The organism is Gottfriedia acidiceleris (assembly GCF_023115465.1).
GTDB lineage: Bacteria > Bacillota > Bacilli > Bacillales > Bacillaceae_G > Gottfriedia > Gottfriedia acidiceleris_B.
The window spans coordinates 2,023,351-2,046,937 of sequence record NZ_CP096034.1 but is presented as its reverse complement, the minus strand read 5'-3'; the positions used below and the strand labels follow the sequence as shown (position 1 = coordinate 2,046,937).

The 23,587-nt window shown below is 30.7% G+C and carries 21 protein-coding genes; 8 read left to right on the top strand and 13 right to left on the bottom strand.

The window, feature by feature from the left end:
- Positions 1 to 91 precede the first annotated feature (91 nt).
- Together MY490_RS09910 and MY490_RS09905 are read left to right on the top strand one after the other, a co-directional pair.
- Positions 92 to 631 (top strand): TVP38/TMEM64 family protein, encoded by a 540-nt coding sequence (locus MY490_RS09910; protein ID WP_248269035.1) that lies wholly within the window; start codon positions 92 to 94, stop codon positions 629 to 631.
- 51 nt (positions 632 to 682) lie between these two features.
- Positions 683 to 1,636, top strand: a complete 954-nt coding sequence (locus MY490_RS09905) for a F510_1955 family glycosylhydrolase (protein WP_248269034.1) — start codon at positions 683 to 685, stop codon at positions 1,634 to 1,636.
- Between the two features lie 38 nt (positions 1,637 to 1,674).
- On the opposite strand, the gene MY490_RS09900 is transcribed toward MY490_RS09905, so the two are convergent.
- Positions 1,675 to 3,264 (bottom strand): multicopper oxidase family protein, encoded by a 1,590-nt coding sequence (locus MY490_RS09900; protein ID WP_248269033.1) that lies wholly within the window; start codon positions 3,262 to 3,264, stop codon positions 1,675 to 1,677.
- 135 nt (positions 3,265 to 3,399) lie between these two features.
- Between MY490_RS09900 and MY490_RS09895 the strand changes: the two genes are divergently transcribed.
- Complete coding sequence (locus tag MY490_RS09895; protein WP_248269032.1) at positions 3,400 to 4,074, top strand: response regulator transcription factor; 675 nt, start codon at positions 3,400 to 3,402, stop codon at positions 4,072 to 4,074.
- A 9-nt stretch (positions 4,075 to 4,083) separates the two neighbouring features.
- On the top strand, positions 4,084 to 5,493 hold the full coding sequence (locus MY490_RS09890; RefSeq protein ID WP_248269031.1) for a sensor histidine kinase: 1,410 nt from the start codon (positions 4,084 to 4,086) through the stop codon (positions 5,491 to 5,493).
- A gap of 376 nt (positions 5,494 to 5,869) precedes the next feature.
- Here the strand turns inward: MY490_RS09890 and MY490_RS09885 are convergent, their stop codons facing one another.
- Together MY490_RS09885 and MY490_RS09880 are read right to left on the bottom strand one after the other, a co-directional pair.
- Positions 5,870 to 7,087, bottom strand: a complete 1,218-nt coding sequence (locus MY490_RS09885; protein WP_248269030.1) for a murein hydrolase activator EnvC family protein — start codon at positions 7,085 to 7,087, stop codon at positions 5,870 to 5,872.
- Between the two features lie 405 nt (positions 7,088 to 7,492).
- Entirely contained in the window at positions 7,493 to 7,840 is a 348-nt protein-coding gene (locus MY490_RS09880) for a DUF2538 family protein (protein WP_248269029.1), read from the bottom strand.
- A 206-nt stretch (positions 7,841 to 8,046) separates the two neighbouring features.
- On the opposite strand from MY490_RS09880, the gene MY490_RS09875 reads away from it, so the two are divergent.
- Positions 8,047 to 8,373, top strand: a complete 327-nt coding sequence (locus MY490_RS09875; RefSeq protein WP_248269028.1) for a helix-turn-helix domain-containing protein — start codon at positions 8,047 to 8,049, stop codon at positions 8,371 to 8,373.
- A 72-nt stretch (positions 8,374 to 8,445) separates the two neighbouring features.
- On the opposite strand, the gene MY490_RS09870 is transcribed toward MY490_RS09875, so the two are convergent.
- From MY490_RS09870 to MY490_RS09850, 5 genes are all read right to left on the bottom strand, one after another.
- Positions 8,446 to 9,243 carry a hypothetical protein gene (locus tag MY490_RS09870; protein WP_248269027.1) on the bottom strand — a complete coding sequence of 266 codons (798 nt, stop codon included), beginning with the start codon at positions 9,241 to 9,243 and terminating at the stop codon, positions 8,446 to 8,448.
- A 111-nt stretch (positions 9,244 to 9,354) separates the two neighbouring features.
- Positions 9,355 to 9,660 (bottom strand): hypothetical protein, encoded by a 306-nt coding sequence (locus MY490_RS09865; protein ID WP_248269026.1) that lies wholly within the window; start codon positions 9,658 to 9,660, stop codon positions 9,355 to 9,357.
- Positions 9,661 to 10,688: 1,028 nt separating this feature from the next.
- On the bottom strand, positions 10,689 to 12,239 hold the full coding sequence (locus MY490_RS09860; RefSeq protein ID WP_248269025.1) for a recombinase family protein: 1,551 nt from the start codon (positions 12,237 to 12,239) through the stop codon (positions 10,689 to 10,691).
- Positions 12,211 to 13,725, bottom strand: a complete 1,515-nt coding sequence (locus MY490_RS09855; protein WP_248269024.1) for a recombinase family protein — start codon at positions 13,723 to 13,725, stop codon at positions 12,211 to 12,213. Before MY490_RS09855 ends, MY490_RS09860 begins: the two co-directional genes overlap by 29 nt.
- Complete coding sequence (locus MY490_RS09850; protein ID WP_248269023.1) at positions 13,725 to 13,895, bottom strand: hypothetical protein; 171 nt, start codon at positions 13,893 to 13,895, stop codon at positions 13,725 to 13,727. The genes MY490_RS09855 and MY490_RS09850 overlap by 1 nt, the downstream gene beginning before the upstream one ends.
- Before the next feature lie 494 nt (positions 13,896 to 14,389).
- On the opposite strand from MY490_RS09850, the gene MY490_RS09845 reads away from it, so the two are divergent.
- The gene (locus MY490_RS09845; RefSeq protein ID WP_248269022.1) at positions 14,390 to 15,214 is read left to right on the top strand and encodes a GIY-YIG nuclease family protein; all 825 of its coding nucleotides are present in this window, start codon (positions 14,390 to 14,392) and stop codon (positions 15,212 to 15,214) included.
- Between the two features lie 98 nt (positions 15,215 to 15,312).
- On the opposite strand, the gene MY490_RS09840 is transcribed toward MY490_RS09845, so the two are convergent.
- The 3 genes from MY490_RS09840 to MY490_RS09830 all read right to left on the bottom strand — a co-directional run bounded on the left by MY490_RS09840 (position 15,313) and on the right by MY490_RS09830 (position 20,169).
- On the bottom strand, positions 15,313 to 16,059 hold the full coding sequence (locus MY490_RS09840) for an alpha/beta fold hydrolase (protein WP_248269021.1): 747 nt from the start codon (positions 16,057 to 16,059) through the stop codon (positions 15,313 to 15,315).
- A gap of 544 nt (positions 16,060 to 16,603) precedes the next feature.
- Complete coding sequence (locus tag MY490_RS09835) at positions 16,604 to 17,113, bottom strand: group-specific protein (protein WP_248269020.1); 510 nt, start codon at positions 17,111 to 17,113, stop codon at positions 16,604 to 16,606.
- 1,148 nt (positions 17,114 to 18,261) lie between these two features.
- The gene (locus MY490_RS09830; RefSeq protein ID WP_248269019.1) at positions 18,262 to 20,169 is read right to left on the bottom strand and encodes a hypothetical protein; all 1,908 of its coding nucleotides are present in this window, start codon (positions 20,167 to 20,169) and stop codon (positions 18,262 to 18,264) included.
- A 549-nt stretch (positions 20,170 to 20,718) separates the two neighbouring features.
- On the opposite strand from MY490_RS09830, the gene MY490_RS09825 reads away from it, so the two are divergent.
- Positions 20,719 to 21,459, top strand: a complete 741-nt coding sequence (locus MY490_RS09825) for a hypothetical protein (protein ID WP_248269018.1) — start codon at positions 20,719 to 20,721, stop codon at positions 21,457 to 21,459.
- A gap of 139 nt (positions 21,460 to 21,598) precedes the next feature.
- On the opposite strand, the gene MY490_RS09820 is transcribed toward MY490_RS09825, so the two are convergent.
- Both MY490_RS09820 and MY490_RS09815 read right to left on the bottom strand, forming a co-directional pair.
- A complete protein-coding gene (locus MY490_RS09820) occupies positions 21,599 to 21,946 on the bottom strand; it encodes a hypothetical protein (RefSeq protein ID WP_248269017.1) in 348 nt (115 codons plus the stop codon).
- 57 nt (positions 21,947 to 22,003) lie between these two features.
- Positions 22,004 to 22,387, bottom strand: coding sequence for a DUF5412 family protein (locus tag MY490_RS09815; protein ID WP_248269016.1), 384 nt, complete (start codon positions 22,385 to 22,387; stop codon positions 22,004 to 22,006).
- A gap of 231 nt (positions 22,388 to 22,618) precedes the next feature.
- On the opposite strand from MY490_RS09815, the gene MY490_RS09810 reads away from it, so the two are divergent.
- A complete protein-coding gene (locus MY490_RS09810; protein WP_248269015.1) occupies positions 22,619 to 23,410 on the top strand; it encodes a hypothetical protein in 792 nt (263 codons plus the stop codon).
- Positions 23,411 to 23,587 lie beyond the last annotated feature (177 nt).

The window sequence follows — 23,587 nt, the reverse complement described above, 5'->3', positions numbered from 1 at the left end:
TTGGCTTAATATTAATTAGCTAATATAGTGCCAGTGTATAATGGTTTTAGGTTAACTGAAAACCTTTAGCATTAAATAAGTGAGGTATATTATGCAGGAGTTATCCTTAAATCTTTCAGAGCACTTTATTCTATCCATAATAATCAGCATATTGTTAAATATTGTCATTAGTATTATTGGATTTATTCCAAGCACATTTTTAACAACTTTTAATATAGAAATATTTGGTGTAAAAGAGAGTTTGATTATAAGTTTTATTGGTGAATCACTTGGAGCCTCAGTTTCATTTTTGATTTATCGAAAAGGTTATATAATAATAAACCGTCGATATTCAATACCAACTTTTCTATTAAAATTTGAAAACAATTCCAAAGTAAAATCATTTGCAATCATTCTTTTAGGTCGCCTCATCCCTTTTATCCCATCAAGTGTAGTGACATTACTTGCAACAATTAGTCCTATTTCATTTGGTTTATTTATTATTAGTAGTACGCTTGGAAAGTTACCTGCAATTTTTTTAGAAGTGTATTCAATCAATGTTCTATTAACTTATCTAAACATGGGTAAACTGTTATTTATCATTTTAGTATCAATCTTATTATTCTCACTTTATAAAAAATTTTATAAATGATTTAGGTAGTCTGCACAGTTATCATATATACAAAAAAATTAGGAGTCTAACATGCAACCATTTAAAATAGTATCTTCCATAATAATCACTAGTCTTTTTTTATCAGCCTGCTCCTCATCAAACTTACCAGAAGTAAAAAAAGAGAATAGAAAAGAAATAAACAAACAGATAAGCGTCCAATTAACATCCTTTTACAAACCCATCAAACAACCTGAAATAGATCATATTCATGGAATCGGATATACGGGGAATATTGAAGGATTAACAGTAGCAACACATCATGGATTAAAAGTTTTTAGTAACAACAAATGGTATGAAACCAAAGATAACAATCATGACTATATGGGATTTCAAGCTATATCTAATGGTTTTTACAGTAGTGGTCATCCAGAAGAAGGTAGTAATTTAAAGAATCCACTAGGACTACTAAGAAGTACAGATGGTGGAAAAACCATTGAAACCATTGACTTCTACGGTATGTCTGATTTTCATAACTTAGCAGTTGGTTATAACAGTCACAGTGTTTTACTTTTTAATCAAGAAAAAAATGATCGTTTGGACAGTGGGTTTTATTTTAGCGAGGGTATAGGGAAACAATGGAAAAAAATAATTCCTATTGGATTACCAAATTCCCTTATATCATTTTCAATTCATACCGATGATACTTCAATTATTGCAATGAATACAAAAGAAGGTTTGTATCTATCTAAAGACAAGGGAAATAATTTTGTGAATATCACTCCTAATTACGAGGTAACGGCTTCTACATTTACAACCTATTATTTATATTATGCGTTTAAAAGAGAAGATAAAAATTACTTAGGAATTTATGATCTTTCAACAAAGAAACTAACAGAAAAAGTATTACCAGAAATTGATGCAAAAGACATGATATCGTTTCTAACTGTTCAATACAACAATGAAGATAATATTACTTTTTCCACAATGAATTCTTTGGTTTACACTAGTTCCAATCAAGGAAATACATGGATAAAACTTAACTAAACAAAAAAGCGAATTCAGTATTTGAATTCGCTTTTTCTTTATTCTGGCATGTTTCCAGCGTTTGGATCAGGTTGATAAGTAGATTTGTAATCTTTGTATTTTATTTCTGAAACCATACCTGCTGCTGCATGATGTAAATCATGACAATGGAACATCCAATTCCCTGGATTATTCGCTTTAAACGCAACAACATATTCTTCTCCAGGTTTTAAATTTAACGTATCTTTTATAATTGGAGCTCCAATAAACACTTTTCCATTTTTACTTAAAACTTGGAAAAAGTGACCATGTAAATGCATTGGATGATCATCCATCATTGATGTATTTTTCATTGTTGCTTTTATTAAATCATTCCTTTTTACATTTAATGGTGGGACATTCGGGAACGTTTTACCGTTTATTGTGTACTCCATATTATTATCTTTCATTTCAGTACCAAGGTTCATCGTATATTCAATATCATATTTTGTATTTAATGTAAAAGGTGTTTTTTCAAATAGACCATAATTTGATAAATTAAAAATTGGTAGTTTTTTGGATGCATTTGAATGATCATTTGAGGATGTCTTATCCTCATATTGAATAAATTCTTTCATTTCTTTTGATGCTTTATTGTCACCATGTTCTTCAATCAACCATTTCCCTTGTTTATCCGCAATGAATTCAACATCATAACGTTCACCAGGTGCAATCGCAAGCAACTCGTCTTTGATTTCTTTTGGTTGTTGAATTTTTTGTCCATCTGTTGCTATTACTTTAAAATTATGTCCATGTAGATGAAGATTATGGGTAAGATATCCAGCGTTAACTAACCGAATTCGAACCCGATCTCCTCTTTTGACTTTCAAAGGTTTGATCTTTTCACCACTTCTACCGTTGATTGTATAGACATCATATTCATTCATGTTATGATCCATCATCCCACCAGATGAATGCTCACCCATATTCATATGATTCATATTCATTTTTGAATCATTTTCTTTTTTACTTGAAACATTTTTCATTTCCGAAATTTGTTCAGCGATTTTTTTTTCATCACTAACCCATTCATCTAACATCAAAGTATAGTCTTTATCATATTTCACATCATCTTCTACTATAAATGCTCCGTACAATCCACGGTCTAATTGATTTACAGAGTCTTGGTGTGAATGATACCAATAAGTTCCTACCTCATTTGCTACAAACTCATAAGTAAATGATTTACCAGGAGCTATCGCGTCTTGGGTTACTCCTGGAATTCCATCCATTGAATTTGGTACAGGATATCCATGCCAATGAATTGATACGGGAGCAGGTAGCTCATTCTTCAGAGTAATCTTTACCTTCTCACCTTTCTTTACTCTGATTTCTGGACCAGGTGCTGCCCCATTAAACGTCCAAACAGGTACAACTACACCATTTTTTAATGTTTGTTTTGCTTCTTTTGCAACTAAAGTTACTTCAGGTCCTTTTAAAACCTCAAGTGGTTTTCCTTCTTTTAATTTATTAAGATTAATTTTTTCTGTATTAGTTTGTTGATCGTTATTCATATTGGACATATTATGCCCGCCCATACCATTTCCAGAACAAGCACTTAAAATAAGTGTACTAACAGTTAGAATACTGACTACTAATGATTTTTTCATTTAGTTCCCTCCTTAATCCTACTTAGTGTATGATGTAACTGTGCAGAAACCGTGCAGAAAGCTCATGTTTCTCTGCATTATTTCTGCATTTTTTTATGTTATTTTAGATGAAAATAAGGTAAAGGATGGGGATAGATGATTTCTATTTTACTTGTAGACGATGAACCAAGAATGTTAGATTTACTATCTTTATATTTAACTCCACATAACTATCGTTGCATAAAGGCTTCGTCAGGTAATGAGGCAATCAAAATACTACTAGACATGGATATCGATTTAGTAATACTAGATGTGATGATGCCAGAAATGGACGGATGGCAAACCTGTAAACAAATACGAGAATTTAGTAACTTACCAATTATTATGGTTACAGCAAGAGATCAAAAAAATGATGTGGTAAAGGGATTACAAATGGGAGCAGATGATTACATTTCAAAACCATTTCATGAAGAAGAACTTATTGAGCGAATCAAAGCTATCTTACGTAGAGTGATTCCAATCGATAAAATAGCTTTTAATGGATTAACATGGGATGAACATACACATCTCGTTACATTTGAACAACAGTCTCTTGTATTGACTCCAATTGAATTCTCTTTATTAGGTTTATTTTTGAAAAATGCTAATCAAGTATTTAGTCGTGAACATTTAATTGAAAAAGTTTGGGGTTTTTCTGCTGTCACAGAAGGAAGAACCGTAGATTCACACATTCGCAATTTAAGGGACAAATTGAGATTAGCACATTTTCCAGTTGATGATCATCTTAAATCTGTTTATGGTGTTGGTTATAAATGGCTATCTATTATTTAGAGGAGAACTATGTATAAATTAAAATCAGTTTCAACAAAATTAGGAGTTTCTTTTTTACTACTTACACTATTGATTGAAACGTTAATCTTTTCAACTCTATATCTCACATTAGTAAATACACGTGTTAATGAAGAAATTCATTCACTCATGGCACGTGGAAATAGTCATCGAGATGTATTAGAAAAAGATTTCACGTCAGCTACTATAATGCACGTTGCTCAAATGGAATCGTATGCAGAAACGAAGGTAGTTATTCAATCAGTAGATGGAACGATATTAGGTAAATCGAATTCACTCGATACCTTAATGAAAGAACATTTAGACATAAATAAATCTCATATTAAAGTCAATGGTACCGTAATACATTCTGATTGGAAAAAAGCTAATTACATTTCGACGGTCAGCCCGATTATCATTAACAAAGATCTAAAAGGCTATGTATATATGTTCTTAAAGACAAAATCAATTCAGGATCTTGTTACTCGACTAAAAATCATTTTTAGTTTAGCAGCTATCATTACATTTTTCATCACAATTATTACAATCTTATTTTTATCAAAACGAGTAACTCGACCACTAATTTCAATGAAAGATGAAACGGAGAAAATTGCTAGAGGAAATTTATCGGTTTCTTTTAAAATTGAATCAAATGATGAAATAAGTGATTTAGCAAAATCGATACAAAAATTAGCTACGGAACTTGATGAAATGAAGAATGAAAGAAATGAATTCTTGGCTTCGGTTGCTCATGAATTGAGAACACCGTTAACTTTTATACGAGGTTATGCTGATATTGCTTCAAGAGAAAAGATTAGTTTAGAAGAACGTACGAATTACTTATCCATTATTAAAGAAGAAACAGATCGGATGACAGCTCTTGTTCAAGATTTACTATTTCTTGCTCAAACAGAAACCCATAACTTCGCTTTGACAAAGTCGTACAAAAGTATCTGTTCTTTAATACACACTGTCGAAGAAAAAGTTTCAGGAATCTTAAACGAAAAACAAATCGAGTTACACGTAATTTGTGAATCGGACGTTTCTACTTATGTAGACGAACACCGTATGATCCAAGTATTTCAAAACTTATTGTTGAACTCAGCAAACTATGCTTTTCCACAATCGACAATCTATTTAACTTCTGAGGTGAAGAATGATTTTATAACGATTTCAATTCAAGATCATAGTTTAGGAATACCGAAAGAAGACATACCACACATATTTAAAAAATTTTACCGTGTCGACAAATCTCGTACTAGGCTATCAGGTGGGACTGGATTAGGTTTAGCAATTGTTAAGGAAATTATTGATTTACATGATGGCAATATCACTGTTGAAAGTACTGTAAATGTTGGTACAATTTTCACCATTTTATTACCCATTGAAAGTAAAATAGAAACTCATAATCTGCATATTTAATGGTTATATTAAACACAGTTGATTTTTACGCCAGACTAGATGTAGTACCCGCGCAGAAAGGAAATATTAAATTTATGAAAAATAATTCAATTGAAACAAAAGTTAATTGTCAGCACAGTACATCAAGCATTATCATAAACGACGAATATCCTCACGGAATGAGTGCAATAGCTGATGGATACGATTTTGAATGTGCTAAATGTAGAGAATTGGTTAACACACAATACAATAATTATCTAAATTAACGACTCAAAGTCGAGTCGTGTTTTATTAAGTAACAACGACTTTTATATACATATCCAATTAAAAACGACTACCAAAAAAGGCAGTCGTTTTTATCATGCTAACTATTTAATAGAGGGGATTTATATCAAATTTACATATTAATATACTTCGCTGGGTCAACGGCATTTGATTTTGCTTGGTTCCATTGTCCTGCATGTAGTTCAAAGTGTAAATGTTGACCAAATGATTGACCTGTATTACCCATAATTCCAATTTGTTGACCTTTCGTTACTGTTTGTCCTGTCGAAACGATAAACTTTGTCATATGAGCATAAACAGAAGTAAATGTTTTACCATCTATATTATGCGTTATATAAACTACATTTCCATAACTAGAAGATTGATAAGCACGAATTACTACTCCGTCTGCGGTTGATACAATCGGAACATTTCCCTTTTTAACAATATCCAATCCCCAGTGCATTTCATTATCAAATTTACGATATCCAAAACCTGAAGATAAAAAACCATCAGCTGGTCTTGTGAAATTTCCACTTGAAACTGTTGGTAATCCACTTGAATTAGCAACATTAGAGAAAGTCTTCCTAGTGCCACTTCTTGCTGCTTTCATTGCTTTTTCCTGTTGAGTTAACAGTTCTTCTTGTTCTTCTAAATTTAATACATTTTGCTCTTTTTCGTGTACTTGGTCTTTCATTTCATTAAGTAATTTCTTCATTTCATTTTCTTGTTTTATAAGTGTATTACTTAAAGTAACTAATTTCACTTTATCTTTTTCTAATACTGTTTGTGTTTCGCCTAGTTTATTCTTTTTTTCCTTAACCGAATTTAAATCATTTTGTTGTTCATTAATAATTTCTTTATCTGCTTTCATAAATGTGCCAACAGCAGATATTCGTTGAATCAAATCATTAAAACTTGCTGAACCAAGAATGACATCTAAATAAGTAACATTTCCACCTGATTTTTGTAGCGATCTCATTCTCTCATTTAATATTTCTTGTCGTTGATCCATTCGGATTTTCAACTCATTTAATTCCTTTTCTAATCGTTCTATATTCTTTTTACCCTGATTAATTTCATCTTCTTTTTTTACAGTCTTATTTTTCGCTTCTTTAATTGTAGCCTCAAGTGTATCTAATGAGTTTAATAGCGCTCTTTGCTGATTTTCTAATTTGGCAATCTCATTTTTCGCTTCTTGGGTTTGCTTATGAACAGTTGCTTTTTTTTCTTGAATTCTATTAACCTCAGCATTAGAACTGTTTTGTGCAAATGCACTTGCTGGAAGTGATGCTAACGATATACTGCTTGCAAGTACCACTAGTGCGATTCGATTATTCTTTAGTTTCATCTTATTTCTCTTTTGCCTTTCTTCGCATTGCGTTGTGCAAGTTTCTACATTTTCTGTCAAATAACGACTAATTTAATACTATTCTAGAAATGTGCAGATAACGTGCAATTTATATATCATTCTTTTTACAAAACGATAACAATAGGAAGGGACTAAAGGAAACAGATAATACGAAGTTTTTAATCTTTAAAAGTAAAATAGCTGCATTGTTAATGTTTATGTATTAGGGACAAGATTTTTTTCTAAAATAAAAATATAACTTTACTGAATTTACGTCGATAATCAGAAAAAGAACACATTATTTCGATAATTCCAATACCGATATTCATTTAAGTATATTTGTTCTAAATAACACTCCCTGTATAAAATAAATAATGACCCTCATTGACAAAGGGTCATTTCTAACTACATAACACAAATTTGTTGAAGTACCTTAAAATAATCCTCATTATTTCTCCATGCATATGCAGCATTATTTAAATGAAAAGGATTGTCCCCTGACCAAAAATGAAGTCCTAAGTCAACTAAATAATTTGTACCTTCTCCATCTTTTAAAGAATAAACTAATTTGGAATTTTCTTTCTTAAAATACCATTCAAACGGTCCATGTAATCGATTGGTAAAATCAATTCGTTTAAAAATTTTAGGAATAGCTGCAACATAGCAAGCCTTTAAATAGTCTTTATGTTCATTCTTAAAATAATTCAAGAGGAATTCATAATTCTTCTCATGTTCTGGGCTAATAAAAAACATGATTCACCCTCCATTTTTGAATGTTAGTTTGCTTTCTAATATTTAAAACATTATATGTGGACAGTATTTCTTTCATGATTATAGACTTATTTATTACTCTTTTAAAATAGATCTATAAAATTCATATAATTAACGCATAATTTTAAAGGTAAATATTAATATTTATCGAAATTAATGTTTAACAAAGCATGATTCGGAGGAAAATTATGTTACTAGACCTAGGTGAAAAAATGCGGGAATTGCGGCTTCAAAAAGGGTATGGATTAAATGAATTTGCTAAAATACTAAATATTTCACCGAGTTACTTAAGTCAATTAGAAACAGGTAAAACTGAGAATATTTCCTTTTCTCTACTTCAAAGATTTCAAGAAGAACTTGCTTTATTACCATTAAATTTAGATGAAAACTCAAGAATGAGACGTTTATTTCAACAAATGGACTTACTAAAAGAAGTGGATGAAGAATCATATGAGTTTGTTCTTTTTAGTCTAGAATCGAATATAAAATGGTTTATTGAAAAGAAAGTTAGATAACGAGTAATCTGATTTTTAATGACTATACAATTTTTTCATGTAATTCATTAGTTGCTTCATTCTTAAATCAAATCAATTCATCCCTCTCTTTTCCAAAAGTTCATCTGAAACAAATTTGGCTGTCTGCTTCAAAAATGGTTTACTTTTTTCAAACAGTTTTCCTGAAAATAAACACTTAAATTTCTTTTTACCTTGTGGCTGGTTCCATTCTGAATTTCTATTTAATAATGTATCTTTGATACTCCTTAAGATTTCTTCTTTATATTTTGAAAAGATATCAATTGTTAGTATAAATTGCATTGCATCTAGAATTTGTTTATCTTTAAAGGGAATATTTGTAACCATTGATTCTTCCTCATTTACTGGTTGCTTTTCGATAATGTCAAGATGAGTAAATCCATCCTCTTTTTTTGACTTATTTTTTAACTTACTTTTACTAGTAACAGTATTATTTAATCCGCTTTCTTGAAGAGAAATTATTATTTGCTTGATTAAATTCAAATTTTCATTAAGACTAGACACACTGTTTGTTATGTGAATTAATTGTTTTTCAATTGCTTTTATAGAAATAAGTTCTTCAGCCTGTACTTGGAAAGCATGGGCAATTTTTTGTTCAATTGATTCTACCTTTTCGGTTAATGTATCAATTGAACTATTTATTTCTTTTGTATTATCAAGTAACTCAAGCATTTTAGGCTTCTTTGCATTGATAAATTTAAATAGTTCTTCCTCACTAATCTGATATATATTATCATTTTTCTCACTTTTTATTATATTTTTACTGACCCATCTGGTAACAACTTGTTTCGATTTAGAAATTTCAAATTGCTCTAACAATATAAATGCTTCTTTGATAGTGTAATATTTCATTACGCTTCTCCTTAATTATTCATAATAACTCAAGTAATTTTATGTGGGAAAAATAAAAAAATTGACTAACTTATTGCATTTTAATATTATTCGACGGTCGCATTTATCATCTTAGTGCTTAAGAATGCTAAAACTAACGTATGAAAGGTTAAGAAGTCGTTTTTCAGCTACACAGTTAAATACTTCTTTTGTGTATCCTTTCGCTACACTTACTGCGTCATGCCCTCTTATTTTTGTATAAAATCCATAACTATGTTCCGAAAAACTCGGATCATAAATCGGTGTTAATACTTGGTAATTGCTTGTTGAATGAATTGGTGTAACACGGTTAGAATACTTATTCGATACACCACCATTAGCGATTGTTACTAATATATTTTTTAGCACTTCTACTTCATGTAATAACTCTTCGTACATACAACAGAACTTCGTATTGCAAAACAAAATTTATCTCCCTGAAATTTATTACAAAATAAAATTCATCCACTCAACTTTAACGTGATTAAAAATGAGCTGTACACTAAAAATGAAAAGCGCTGGTTTGTATTCTGGATTATCTTTTACAAGATTCCATTTCAAGCAGACTTCTTTAAAATTCTGCTTTTGTTCATCACAAGAAAAACACATAATTTACAACCTAACTCTCTAAAAAAAACAGTTTATTTGATTGTTGGAGCGAGAGAATTAGTCCATTTTTGATCAAGAGTGTAACTACTAAATACTTCTTTTTAAAGTTTAAACATATAGAAAATGATCAGAACTTTTTACAAGACAAGCTTAAATCCCTTTATTTTAGCCACTTTTACTGAAGTAAATTTACTTCAGTAAACTGTAATTGACAATTCTCTAAGAGTTTCGTAATCATCTTCTATATTTCTACTAAAATAAAATAAAAATTTACCTAAACGATAAATCTTAATAACCGCGTGTCCAATACCGAGCAATCATAATTACCGAAAACCAGAAATCTAACTATTCTAAATTTACCAACCAATGGACTGGAACCCTTGAAATCAATAGGTACGAGCACATTTTTTTAAATTTTTATTCGGTAAATAGGATAGAAACCGATCGGTTTCCATCCCAAAAACCGAAAGGGTGATATTAAGGTATCCTATTAACCGAATAAAAACTTGTATAAAATTGTCGAATCTATTTATATTTAACCCAATTAAACTACTTTAAGTATCTTAATCAAATTGAATGTTCGTATTAGTTCATTTTTAAAGCCCTGTCCATCCCAATTATCTTATGTGATTATTTGTGAAGAAATTTAGTTTTTATTCCACAGTTTGATTCACCCCCTCCGTGAATCTAGGTTCCACATATCTTTGTTATTTTTTTTTCTTACTTTTCTGCCTTTTATAAGTTATAAATTTTTAAAAAATTAAGAAAAATATATTTTCACAAAAAAAAACCAGGAACTCAAATGTTCTTGGTTTATCTCAATTATTTAATTGATTTACCTCTAAATGCAGCTTTCCATCTAAATCTACATATAGAACTGGATCTAATTCTAAAATCAATCTTCGAATCTGAACTTGATCACCTACATCCAACAATGGAGTCACTAAAAGAGCTTTCTCAGTATATTTAATTGCTTTTTCTAACTGCATAAGTTTTTTTTCTAAGTTCGTAATTTGATTAAGTATTTGATCTTTTTCTTTCTGCTTAAATAATTGATAATGTGTCAGAGATTCCAGAAATAACGCATTTTCTTCATTATCATCCATATCCTTATAAAACATTTCTTTCTGAAATATTTCCATTTCACTTATTAAAACACTATGTTCTCGTGCATGTTCTTTTAAATGAACTATTGTATCTACTAAATTTTTACGATCAATACTTAATTCTTGTTTTGCCTTACTCTCAGCTTTATCTTTACTGGATGCCAATAAACTAGGAAGTATTTCCTCTTCAAAAAATTTGTGGATTTTATCTGCCTCTAAACTAAATAAACATTTTTCAGAGTCACAAAAGTAAAATACGTTCCCATAATCCTTTTTATCCCCTACAGTAGTATATACTGTCTTCTTTTGATTCTTGGTCTTTAAGATACTATGACAGTACTGACACCTCAAGATATCTTTCAAATAAAAGGGTGTATTAAAACGTTTAGGATTATGACCTTTGCTTTTCTTCTTTTCATATATTTGCATTACATATTCCCATTCTTCAAATGAGATTATGGGTATAATCGTCGAATTCCTAGCAAATTTCCATTGATTCCGATCAGTCAATTTATTGTTTTCCAAACGATTCGCTGTAATGTATCCTGCATAAAATGGATTTGTTAAAATCATTTTCACTTTATCTTTACTCCATTTTTTAATTCCATCATTCCATTCATTCTTAATTTTTACAACAATTTCATTAAAACCATATCCTAATTTAAACCATTCAAAGATTTTAATTACAATTTGTTTTTCCTCTTCAATTAAAGAAAAACTTTTTGTATTAATATCATATTTATACCCAAAAGGAGCTTTTCCACCTGTCCACTCTCCTCTTTCTTTTTTGCTTCTTAATGTATCAGAGGTACGCTCTCGAATGTTTACATATTCCATTCGTGTCATCCCATCTTTTACAGCACGAGGAATCACATCCAATGATGTATATAATTCCCTGTCTGATGCACTAACAACTGGCATATTTATTTCATTCATTTCTTTTCTGAACTGTTGATGTTCAAGTGTGTCCCGTGCTATTCGATCGTCCTTATAGATAACTATAAAATCAAATTCTCCATTCTTTGCTGCATTTTTCATTTTTTGTAATCTCGTTCTTTTTTCCAGTGGAATCTTAATAGCTGATATACCCTCATCTATGTACTGGTGATCATCAAGAAAAACACAACCATATTCAGCCAGAAAATTCTTAACAGCGTTTTTTTGCATAATGAAGTCCTGTTTATCTGTTGAGTATCGAGCATAAAATGCTGCTTTACGATAAGGTTGAAGGACTTCATGATAAGTTAGCTGTTTTTGTTTCATGATCATACATCTCCCTTGCTGTAAAAAATGGATGTTTAAAATGAAAATCTATCTCGTAACGACTAATATTGATTTTATCAATAATATCAGAATAAAATACTTCCAACTCATCATTGGCTAATTTATTTAAAATATCACTTTTAAAAAGCTCATGCGACTCCTTCATTTTATCCATAAACTCCTTAATTTCTTCTAACTTCTCATAATAATAAGCTATTTCTTTCTTAATCTCTTTTAACCTACGATAACAAATAATTAGTTCATCCTTATGTATTTGTTTTCTATTTTTTGCAAATTTCTCTGTCTTTTGAATTGCTTCTTTTTCTAATTGTTTTACGTTACGATTATTTTTCTCAATGAGTAACTTTAATCTATTTATATTTGCTTTTTGCTGTCGATTATATAGTTCACTAAAATGTTTAGAAAGAAGATTTTCAAAGAAATATACTGATTGTACTTTAATATTCTGTTCAATATCGTCTAAATAAGCTTTTGTTAAGCATCCCTCGTTTTCACATATTACAATCCGATAATTTTTCCCTTTGACCATTTGTTTGCTTAGAATTACCTTTGTTTTACACTCCTTACAATAAAGGAATTTTAAAAATGGACAACGGAATTTAACTCTTTTGCCATTATTCTCTAGAAGTCTTTCAAAAATTCTATTTGCATCATTCCATTGCTCTTCAGTGATAATTGCTAAATCATCGTACTTTTTGGGAAAGGGTTCGTTATTAAAATTCATGATTCTAGTACCCGCATACATCATGTTTCCCACTATGTCTTGTAATTGATTTGTATCCCATTTACGAACTTCACCTGCTTTTGTAAATCTCGTTAATCCTTTCCCTTCAGTATTTAAATAATTGTAAATAGCCGAAATGCTTTCATACTTTTCACTTAAGACTGCCTCAAATATAGCTTTGACAATTTTAATATCCTCTTCATCTATTACAATGGAAGGCAATTCATTTTCAACTTTAATTACTTTATACCCAAATGGAGGATTTCCTACTTTAATTCCTTTTGTATAATTTGCAATCCTGGTTTCTAAAATGCGAAGAGCAATTTGCTTACCTTCGTGCTCAGCCATGGCACCAAGAATTGTTTCTAAATATTCCCCAACAGGTGTATACATCATAGGTACTTCATTTTGTGAAGTAAAGTGAACCGTGATACCATGGTTTTTAAAAAGCTGATACAATTCTAAATGTTCTTGTATATTTCTTGCTAGGCGATCCCGTTTATATACCACAATTCCTTCAATTAATCCATGTCCTATTTGTTTCATTATTTTACTAATACCAGGTCGATCTTTTAAACTCCGTTTTCTAGCAGACGTATCCACGTCTTCAAATTCTTCATCAATGATAATCCTTTTCTTACTCGAATAATGTAAAGCCATAGATTTTTGCATCTGAATTGAATTCTCTTGTAAATCTGTGGAATTACGAAAATAGGCTACAGTTTTTTTCACTGATTGCATCAACTCCCTTCATTTTCAATATACGTTTGTCCATCTATTTTAGACGCATTGTTGATAAGATTTTCTTTTACTATTTCTACATATGTGTTGAACCATTTAGATGCTGCTTGTTCGTCATATACATATCGAATTGATCCTATAGATAATTTTTGAATTTCATGTTTTTTCATGGTTATCATCCTTTCAATTAATACCAATAGTATGACCAGTTAACATTTTTTCATTCTCAATAAAAAACAAATTGTACTTATATAAAAATGCTTTTTGTAATAACTCATGTACACAAGTAAAAACAAAAAAGACAACTGCCAAATAAATTAGCAATTGTCTACAGTCATTCATTTCTTTTTTCCAATATACACTTCAAATTAATAGTTTTCCTTTAAATTGTAAAAAAACAAAAAAAGCCCTATCGGTAGGGCAGTACCAACAAGGCTCTTTAAGGAATTACGGAAACGATGATATTTAATTAAGAAACCAATGTTAGTATGTCCATTTAAAGAAAAAGAATAGCGGAACTAATCAGGGGCGATGCGCCAAAAGTATTGTTAGTATGCGCCTATTTGCCGCAATTAAAATGAGCTGCGCGCATGACTTGTCGTCCCATTCGCTCTAAGCATTGTATAATTAAACCAATAGGAAGATAGATATAGGAGGGGATAACGTGCCAAGAAATACTAAAGTTTGTATTGTAGAAGATTGTGACAAGCAAGGCATAAAAAAAGGTTGTTGTAAAAGTCACTGTACAGAGTGGGAAAAAACAGGAGAAATAAGAACAAAAGAAGGTGAAGTTATAAAATATGATGAACTTCAAGTTATTCGGGGAATGATTGAACACTTTGGAGTAAACGTTCGTACAAAATCAGACGGGTTAAAATTAACTAAAGAAAACTACATAAAAGTAAGTAATAAAAGTTCCTTTCCTTCAGTCGAAAGATGCGAAGAACCACCATATTTTAGAAGATATACAAAGATTTACGATGATGAGTTTATTAGTAGACATACAGAAAATTGTTTTTATAACTTTGATCTGAATATGAAAAATTTCAGCTCTTTAAATAAAGAAGATTTTCATGTAGAAATTAATGATTTTCTTTTAGATAATGAAGTGTTTGTAGAAGTTACTAATCTTAATGATTTTGAGAATGTTACTGGGTATTACATGATGGTTCTCGATGAATACAAACAAGTTTATATAGGGCAAAGCAAAAATATAAAAAAGCGTATTATGGCACATTGGAGCAACCAAAAAGAATTTGACCGTTTAATCTTTGGAAATAAAGATAATTCTATGTTGTCGATTGACAGTTTCAGAGCTTTAGACACAACTAGAATCTTTGCTTATAAAACATATTCCATTTATAACTTTGAAGATAATTTTATAAATTTCTTTCATCCGAAATTTATTATAAACCGAACAGTCGGCGGACAGTTAAGCGGATTAGGCGAAGCGATCGCTAACGCAAAAACAAGAGAATTGACTTCTTAAAAAATATGAGGCTGCTAAGCATTAAGTTAGCAGCTTTTTTATATTTCTAATTCAACTAAGCATGCGTTAGTTGCATAAGACAATTTTCTGACATTGTGTTATCTTACGATTTCATTCATTTCTTTTAATGCTTTTATAACTGCATCTGGACGATCGATATGTATAGCATGACCAGCATCATTGACTATGATATGTTTACTATTTGAGGACAATTTAACAAGTTCTTTTTGAAATTTAGTCCAGTAAATCCAAGACTCAGGTGTATGATAAGGTTGTGTACCACCAGTAACGACCAAAAGTGGAATATTTCCGAGTGACTTAGTCTCACGAATTTGTTCAAGACTTTCTTCAAATTCATTTAATGAAGCTTCAAATCTAAATTGACCATAATATTCTTCTTTAACTTTATCTGAAAATAAAGGTGCCATATATTTATTCTGATCCTCATGAACTGAGTCCAAAAGAATTACCCCAGCAATTTCTTCAGGATGTTCACTTGCAAATAACCTAACATTTGCTCCACCAAAAGAGTGTCCAACTAATACATATGGTGGTTTCACTCCTACTTTTTGAAGTAAAGTACGAAGGTTTTCAACATTTTGCTTACTATGTCGGGGTCTATCATCTTTTCCACTTTCACCAATTCCTGCTCTATCATATATAAACATCTTCGCAAACTTTGATACTTCATTCCTAATCGTTTTCCAATTATTTAGGTCCCATCCATATCCAGAGTCAAATACCATTGTTACATTTGCATTTTTTACTCCAAAAAACTCATAATGTAACTCGATTCCACCAATATCAACTTTTTGCTTTGCTTCATCTTTCCTAACATCGATCATTTTTGTTCCTCCAAAAATCTAATAATCTTATAAGTGATAGAATTTCATCTTTATATATCAATATTCTCTATAAAATTAATAATTTCCTTGCTCATATCCTGAATCCATTATAAAAAGGACTGCCGTAACAGCCCTTCTATTGAACTAAAGTATGGGTTGGTTGAATAACTATTGGTTTTTAATCAAAAATACCTTTAAGGAGTGAATTTGAAATTATGAATTCTTAGAGATAAAAGGTTTTAGACCAAATAGAAACTTAAGTCATCCGTATATAGTTCGATTTACAGTTTTAACTTACGAAAACAAGGAAAAAGGAAAACGACTTGGGCAAGATACCATAGCTTTCGGTGTGTCTCCTCTTCTTTTTAATAAGGAAATGAATAAAAGAAACATAGCTGCTTCAAAGGTTAAGCTCTTATCAATTAAGCATTCTAAACCTCCAAAATAAATACTAATTAAAAAAAGGATCCATCGTAAAGAAAAAGATCCTTTTTGTTTCTTATGTAACTAACGCATGCGTTAGTTCAATAGGGTAATAGTATTTCTAGTTGTTTAGTCTCCAATTTATTACCTCTGCTTCTAAAACACTTACTTCTCCTAAGCTTAAAATGTGAGGAATAAATGGAAACATTCCAAACTTATTGCCTTTCTTATTTTCTCCTTCATAGTAATTTCGGGTATCTATTGAAAGCTCAGTAATTTCTTCATATTCCTCAATATCAATAAAATGAACATCTTCGCTATTTATTTTCGAAGAAGGTCCTAAATATTTTTCTTTACGGTATAAATAAATCACATTCATATTATTTACTAAGTTTTTAGTCGGGATCTTATAAAACATTAAATCTGCTTTTACTTTAACACCAACAGTTCTTAGAGTATCATAAACAAGATGTGGATGTATGGGTAAAAAATGAATGACATCATTCCACAAGCAATCCAATTTTGGAATTTCTTTTTCCAAAAGTTTTGGTCGTTCAGGGTGGTCATAATATTTTTTTTCATACTGTTTATATAATTCTGCATCCAAAAGCTTTATTTTATTTAAGGACAAAAGTGTTTCTCCACTCATATTTTTTGGAACAATATGATAAACGTATTTAATAAAATCTCCCCCTTTTTTCGTACTTTTTCATAATTCTATTTTTAGTAATATTAGTCCTTCTTATTGAACTTTATTGTCAGCACAATAAATGAAAGTAGGGAAATCTCTTACGAGACTTCCCCCTTATCAAACCGTACGTGCCCTATTAAGGCATACGGCTTACCCATATGTTATATTGATTACCAAGAAGTTGCTTTCCAGGCATTATGCATCCACTCTTGGCTCAGTACTATTCCATACCTTTTCTTAATGTTCATCCAATCGGTTTTACCGCAGTAAGTCAATTGTTAACATAACATCTTGTCCATGACATGGAGCCATAGGTCGTTCCCCTTCCATTCATTCGGTGTTATGGTCACCGAACTACTTCTGTACTATGAGAACGTCTGACTTCTCCACCTGTTCTTCATCACTTCGGATTACCTTTATAGATTAGAACCCTGCCTGTTCGGTAAGGTGGAGATCTCACGGGGTCATCGCATTTTCCTTCAAGACATACCCTGCACCATCACGTTATAAGGTACATTTTCTCGCTCTGACTTCTAAAGAAAATGCCGTTTTAGTGGGCTTCCTCACTTTTCGCAGAGTCGCCAACTTATCCCGCCGCCGTGCTTCACACTTCTTGCATTAGGGTCTATCTTTTCGTCTACGGGTCTCTCGATTTACCGCATCTCCTTCAGACACTACCTCACGATAATGCCCTAGATTAGACTTCACGAGCTAGATCAGTCTCCTCGAGTATGGATTTTCACCATCTGGAATTCATTATTTTATCCTTCATCCAGTCGTTACACCGCAATGCCGTCTCTGTCCAGTTAAGAAAATGAAGGTTGCTGACAAAGTCGGCAACCTATGCGACTGCCCGTCGCACAAAAAGACCGACTTAATAGTCGATCAAGATGTTGAACTAAAGCTCTAGAATAGTAAGTTTGTGGTTACTTTTTTTCATTTGAAGTGTTAGCTGAGCCTGTAAATGGATTAATTTCAATAGTTAACGGTTTACTATAAATTAAGTATTCGATAAAAAATAAGTGAAGAGCCTTCCTTCCACTTTTTTTAAAAACTATCAGTATTCACTAAAATAAATAATTACCTAATCATACACTACTACTTTTTAAACACATATCATCGTTGATTTTTATAATTATTAATATAAATATCCTCAAAAAAATCATATAATTTATATTATGAACATTTTCACCTGTTGGTTGAGTACCATGACTATACATATTTCGTAAATCTAAAGCATTATTAAATCTTGACTTATTTAAGTAATAATTTAAATAATCTTGTTCAGGTTTTGAGAATAATGTATTTTCAAATTTTACTAATGATACTTTATTCATATCATTAATTTTTTCACGAAGTTCCAATGGATATCGCCAATAATTTATTACCTCATTATTGTATAAATCCTTCAATATATTTATTTTACTAATATCACATATTTTGAGATACCCTTCATTATTTACTTTGATAAAATCATGATTAATTAACCACTCTAAATCAAGATCATAATATCCACCGTAATCGTCAACCGAAACATTTTCATTAATTAATAATTCATAAAAATTTTTGTACTTGCTTCCAATTCTTTCGATATACGATAACATACATTGATCGGAAAACAGGTAATAGGTAATGCGATTAAATTCATCTCCATTAGCATAAACATACTTAATATTATGTAAGCTCGGTATATTGCTAAAACGTAGATGTCCTGAGGACATCTGTAATAGTTCATGATTAATTTCCTTATCTTCAACAAATAAACAAAATTGTTTTAGTACTGACTCCATTTCAGGTAAAACTGCTCTACATTTTTCAATAAACAATGATTTTTCAGAAGGCATTTTTATTCTAAAATCAGAAATATTAAATTCTAACAATAGATATTCTTTAAAAAACCATTCAATCAATTCTTCTAATCTAATACCTAGTTTGTTTAGCTCTCTATTATAAGCAAACATTTGTAACTTTGATAAAATATCCTTTTGATCAAAAGCAAATCCTTTAATATAAGCTTTTTTTGAACGCATAAAATGTTTTTCAAATACACCCATTTCTTGCTGCTTATTAACTAATAAAAAACGCATTTGTAAATCAACAAACTCAAACAAATAAATAAAATTATTCAAAAGTGTGTTATTATCATTTTCGTTTTCAATCCAATTTAAATCATATGTAACCTTCCAATTATGTTCATTATTTTCTTGTTTTACTACCTCTTTTTGATTTGGAAGAAAAGTTACCAAAGTTTCCATTGAAATGCCTGAAGCGTGATCAAAAAGTCGTTCTTGTTCCTCTTCAGCTCGTTTTCTAGCGTATAAACGAGTACGATCTGAAATACTAAATTCGCCAGTGCTCTGGATATTTATTATTAAATTGAGATAATTAGGATTAGGATTTTGACTCTTGATGTAGTTATTTATTATTACTTCTTTGTCTGCCGTTGTAATTTCATTTGGTAAGAATAATGATTTTTGATTTTCAACCTCATATTTATCTAATATTATTTCCGCTGATGAATCTTCCATGAGAAGTTGTTCTCTAATAACAGCACCAAAATGCTCTACAACTTTTTTATGTCTAAGTAACTCGTACCATAGAACATCCGATTGTTTCAGTAGTTCTTCAAATGCAACTTTAGATAATTCTTTATATACTTTATATTTTTCTATTAATTTCCAAAAGTCATCTGTATAATTAACATCGACCTGATGATATAAGGCACCGAAGTTTTCATCCGAAATAGACTTGAAAAATGTTACGATTAATTTTATTGAAAATTTAGAACAACTATTAAAATCTTTAATATCTTGTCTTGACCAAGTTTTTAAATATATCCCTCTTTCAATATATTGGTTAATATTATAAAACTCGATTATTTCATTAATGTTGTAAATATCCTTATTAGTGTCAAATTCCCTCAAAACCTTTTCTGCATTTATTAACTGAGAAGTCCCTCCAAAATCGTTAGCCGAATAAAATTTAACTCTGTACATTATCTACTCCTCCTTATATTTTCGCTTAAATAAGTTTAACTATATCGATTGGAAATTTATAATTCAAAATATTAAGCCTATTATACCATTTTTAAAATTATCTTTAGCATTACAAAAACACTTAAGTGAAAAATTACAAAATTATCCAATCAAAACAAAAATTCATTGTTATTAGCATATTATTGCTTGCTGCTGTATTTGTGAAGTATTTCACTTAAACTAATCTGCCATTTAGTGACATAAAAAAAAATCGACTAAACAGCCGATCTTGTTGTTCAACTAATGCACGCTTTAGTTCAATAAGAACTTACATTTCCAAGTAGGAAATTCGTTATTATGCTCTATTAGACACTCATTCTTTTATTTGGAGTCTTCCATTTATTTTTCTCCAATTCAGACAAGACAATCCAATAAATTCTAGTTTATTTGGGAACTCAAACGAACCAGCTGTATTTCATAATGTCACTTATTTTTTGGGGGCAACGATGTCATAATACCCTCAAGGTGCTATAATTAAAATACTTTAATAAAAGTTAGGAGTACTTATTCATGAGTAAGCAATGGGTAGCAATTTTATTTTTAATTTTTTTCTTTCCAGTAGGTTTATATTTGATGTGGAGACACAAACATTTTCCAGTGATTGCAAGAATCATAGTTTCAGCATTTTTTGGGATTTTCATTCTTCTTTCAATTTTTTCTGAAGATCCATCTATGAATGTAGCCAAAGATAATGTAAAAGAAGAAAAGGCAGCTCCAGTTGTAGCAAAGGAAAAGAAAGACAACAAGCCAGTTGAGAAAGAAGCACCTAAAAAGAAAAAAGAACAGGCGAAATCAGAACCTGTAAAAAAATCAACAGATTTAGAATCACCAGTCTCACCAAAAGTAGGTCTTGGCGATACACTTTCTTTATTCGAGAAACATCATGGAGAAAATAATGGTGATAAAGAATTGGGACGCTTTGAGAATGATTACATACTCCCTGTATTCCTTGATGACAAAGCTTGGAATATTACACTTCAATTCGAAAGTACCTCGACAAAAAGAAGAGATTTTAACGAAGCAGTTACGATTGCCAAAGGCTTTATCCCTTCTGATGCAACAAAGGTAAAAGAATACGCAAAAGATGAGATGACAACAGTTATTGAGTATAAAAGTAATAAGTTAAAAACAGTGTTCCCTGCATTCCCTTCACCTGAAGAAGTAGGTACTTGTATTGCAATTATCCATTATGATGATGGGAACAAAAACAATGTATTTTCAGTCGTTGTAAGTTTAGGAACAAATCCATAAAAGGTAAATGAAAAGACGTTTTTACGTCTTTTTTTATTAACTTAAATATTATAATTCAAGCAACCTTTCTTTTAGAATAATTAATCCTTATTGAACTAACGCATTGCGTTAGTTCAATTAGGAAATTTAATTTTATTTATTAATCTCCTACTGCAACAATTTGTTTTCCTTTATCTAAAGCATTTAAGCAAAGTTCCTTTAATTCCACTGAAAAAATATATAATTCATTAAAATCATTCTTGAAATTATAAATTATATACTCACAAATCCTTATCAATTCTTTTATTTCTTGATCATTAAATATTTTATCTCCATATGGATCTAATCCAAGAAGCAAATCTAAATTTTTAGATTCCTTATTCTTCTTTCTAACATAAAACTTTTCTTCTTTAATTAGGAATTCGTGTACTTCTTCTTCAAAAGCTACATATCTACTAGATTTTGCTGCTTCATTAATTGTATCTGCTATACAGAAATCAATACTCATTTATACTTTTTTCCTTTCATGTTATTCAACAAATGCATGCGTTAGTTGGATATGACTTTACATATTTCTGAAATCATAGTTTTCACTGTTGATATTAATTTGTTTCTGATTCACTAATATTTCTTGATTATTTATCCATTGAATACTAAAAGGTTCACCTGGTAACCACAATATGAATTTTTCTTTTTCCTTCTTATCTTTAGAACTCAACTGACCAATATAACTATAATCTGACTTCATAAAAACTCCGCCATTTAAATAAATCGTTAGTTTATGTTTCTTGTCAGGAGATTCAAGTTGTTTAATTACATCAAGATTTTTAATATTGACATCCTCCAATGCTGTAATGGAGTTTGTCTGATTAGAACTAAAAAAATAAAAAGCACCAATGCATATAGAAATTACAATAATAGTGTATATGACTACTTTTAGTTTTATCATAATTTAAAATTCTCCCTATAAAAATTAATATCCAAGTATATTCATTTCTATCTAAAGGAAAATTTTCCCTTCTTTTGTAGATTGTTTAGCTAAATTTCTAAACCTTTCTTATTGAACTAAACTGCCATTATGTTGAATAAGAAAAAATATTCTCCTGTTACCTTTTTGAAGTTTCTTAAACAGCATGGACCTTTTTTCACTCGCTTGACCAAATAGCCCATCGCTAGTAAATTGGTACCATTTTGTTGCAAAAGTAGTTCAATTAATCTTCCTTTTATAAGAAATGACGAAATTGGAGAACTTATGAATAAAGGTGGTGCTGCTGTGCCTAGAAGGTTAATCATTGGTCTAATCAGTCTGATCGCGTCTTTCCTGTGTATTCATGAGAAAACTCACGCAGAACGTGTAGTGGTAGGTTACGTACACGATGAAGTTTGGTATGACAGTGTGTTCTTGTTAGCTAATCGAGGAGATGGTTTTACAACGAAGAACTATGTGGTGCAAGTCGGAAATGATGGTCGTGAATTGTATTACTTTCCAAAATGGCGCGATTTCAAATATGGACCTCATGTGTATCATGCGGATGTAAATGGGGACAACCTGAAGGATATTATTGTGGCACTAGACAATCCCGACAATCCTATTCACGTGTTAAATGAATACATCAATCCTACCCGTCATTTCAAAGAAGAGCCTGTTGAACACCCTGATGATGCTGTGAAAAGACTAGTCAAAATGAAGAGAAAAGGTGACTGGGTTACGATTACGACGACTGTACAAAAGGAAATTGGACTCGATATCAAAGAACTGTTTGGGTACAAAATAGATTCGAATGCAACAGAAGTTTTTACGCATCCAGTAGACTTTTATATAGTAAAAAATAAGCTTACTGCGTATGTTGGCGTGAAAGCTACCTTCGTTGGTGCGCCTATTGGTGATCTTATTTTGACATATGAGTGGACAGGTAAGGAGTACAAGGTGAAAAAAGTGCTGTTTGAACGCTATATCCCACCAGGTCATTAATGGAAAGCCCCTAGCAGATGCTGGGGGCTTTGTTTTGTTAATTTGGGTGTTTTTTTAAGAGTTCTACGTCCTCTAATTCCAATTTTTAGAAGTTTTCTTATTCAACTATACTGCCATTTTGTTGAATAAAAAAATCGACTAAAAAGCCGATTTTGTTGCTCAACTAATGCAAGCGTT

What these genes read in the sequence shown, in the direction of transcription:
- MY490_RS09910 (WP_248269035.1), top strand. Translation starts at nt 92, where the DNA reads ATGCAGGAGTTATCCTTAAATCTTTCAGAGCACTTTATTCTATCCATA.
- MY490_RS09905 (WP_248269034.1), top strand. Translation starts at nt 683, where the DNA reads ATGCAACCATTTAAAATAGTATCTTCCATAATAATCACTAGTCTTTTT.
- MY490_RS09900 (WP_248269033.1), bottom strand. Translation starts at nt 3,264, where the DNA reads ATGAAAAAATCATTAGTAGTCAGTATTCTAACTGTTAGTACACTTATT.
- MY490_RS09895 (WP_248269032.1), top strand. Translation starts at nt 3,400, where the DNA reads ATGATTTCTATTTTACTTGTAGACGATGAACCAAGAATGTTAGATTTA.
- MY490_RS09890 (WP_248269031.1), top strand. Translation starts at nt 4,084, where the DNA reads ATGTATAAATTAAAATCAGTTTCAACAAAATTAGGAGTTTCTTTTTTA.
- MY490_RS09885 (WP_248269030.1), bottom strand. Translation starts at nt 7,087, where the DNA reads ATGAAACTAAAGAATAATCGAATCGCACTAGTGGTACTTGCAAGCAGT.
- MY490_RS09880 (WP_248269029.1), bottom strand. Translation starts at nt 7,840, where the DNA reads ATGTTTTTTATTAGCCCAGAACATGAGAAGAATTATGAATTCCTCTTG.
- MY490_RS09875 (WP_248269028.1), top strand. Translation starts at nt 8,047, where the DNA reads ATGTTACTAGACCTAGGTGAAAAAATGCGGGAATTGCGGCTTCAAAAA.
- MY490_RS09870 (WP_248269027.1), bottom strand. Translation starts at nt 9,243, where the DNA reads ATGAAATATTACACTATCAAAGAAGCATTTATATTGTTAGAGCAATTT.
- MY490_RS09865 (WP_248269026.1), bottom strand. Translation starts at nt 9,660, where the DNA reads ATGTACGAAGAGTTATTACATGAAGTAGAAGTGCTAAAAAATATATTA.
- MY490_RS09860 (WP_248269025.1), bottom strand. Translation starts at nt 12,239, where the DNA reads ATGAAACAAAAACAGCTAACTTATCATGAAGTCCTTCAACCTTATCGT.
- MY490_RS09855 (WP_248269024.1), bottom strand. Translation starts at nt 13,725, where the DNA reads ATGCAATCAGTGAAAAAAACTGTAGCCTATTTTCGTAATTCCACAGAT.
- MY490_RS09850 (WP_248269023.1), bottom strand. Translation starts at nt 13,895, where the DNA reads ATGAAAAAACATGAAATTCAAAAATTATCTATAGGATCAATTCGATAT.
- MY490_RS09840 (WP_248269021.1), bottom strand. Translation starts at nt 16,059, where the DNA reads ATGATCGATGTTAGGAAAGATGAAGCAAAGCAAAAAGTTGATATTGGT.
- MY490_RS09830 (WP_248269019.1), bottom strand. Translation starts at nt 20,169, where the DNA reads ATGTACAGAGTTAAATTTTATTCGGCTAACGATTTTGGAGGGACTTCT.
- MY490_RS09825 (WP_248269018.1), top strand. Translation starts at nt 20,719, where the DNA reads ATGAGTAAGCAATGGGTAGCAATTTTATTTTTAATTTTTTTCTTTCCA.
- MY490_RS09820 (WP_248269017.1), bottom strand. Translation starts at nt 21,946, where the DNA reads ATGAGTATTGATTTCTGTATAGCAGATACAATTAATGAAGCAGCAAAA.
- MY490_RS09815 (WP_248269016.1), bottom strand. Translation starts at nt 22,387, where the DNA reads ATGATAAAACTAAAAGTAGTCATATACACTATTATTGTAATTTCTATA.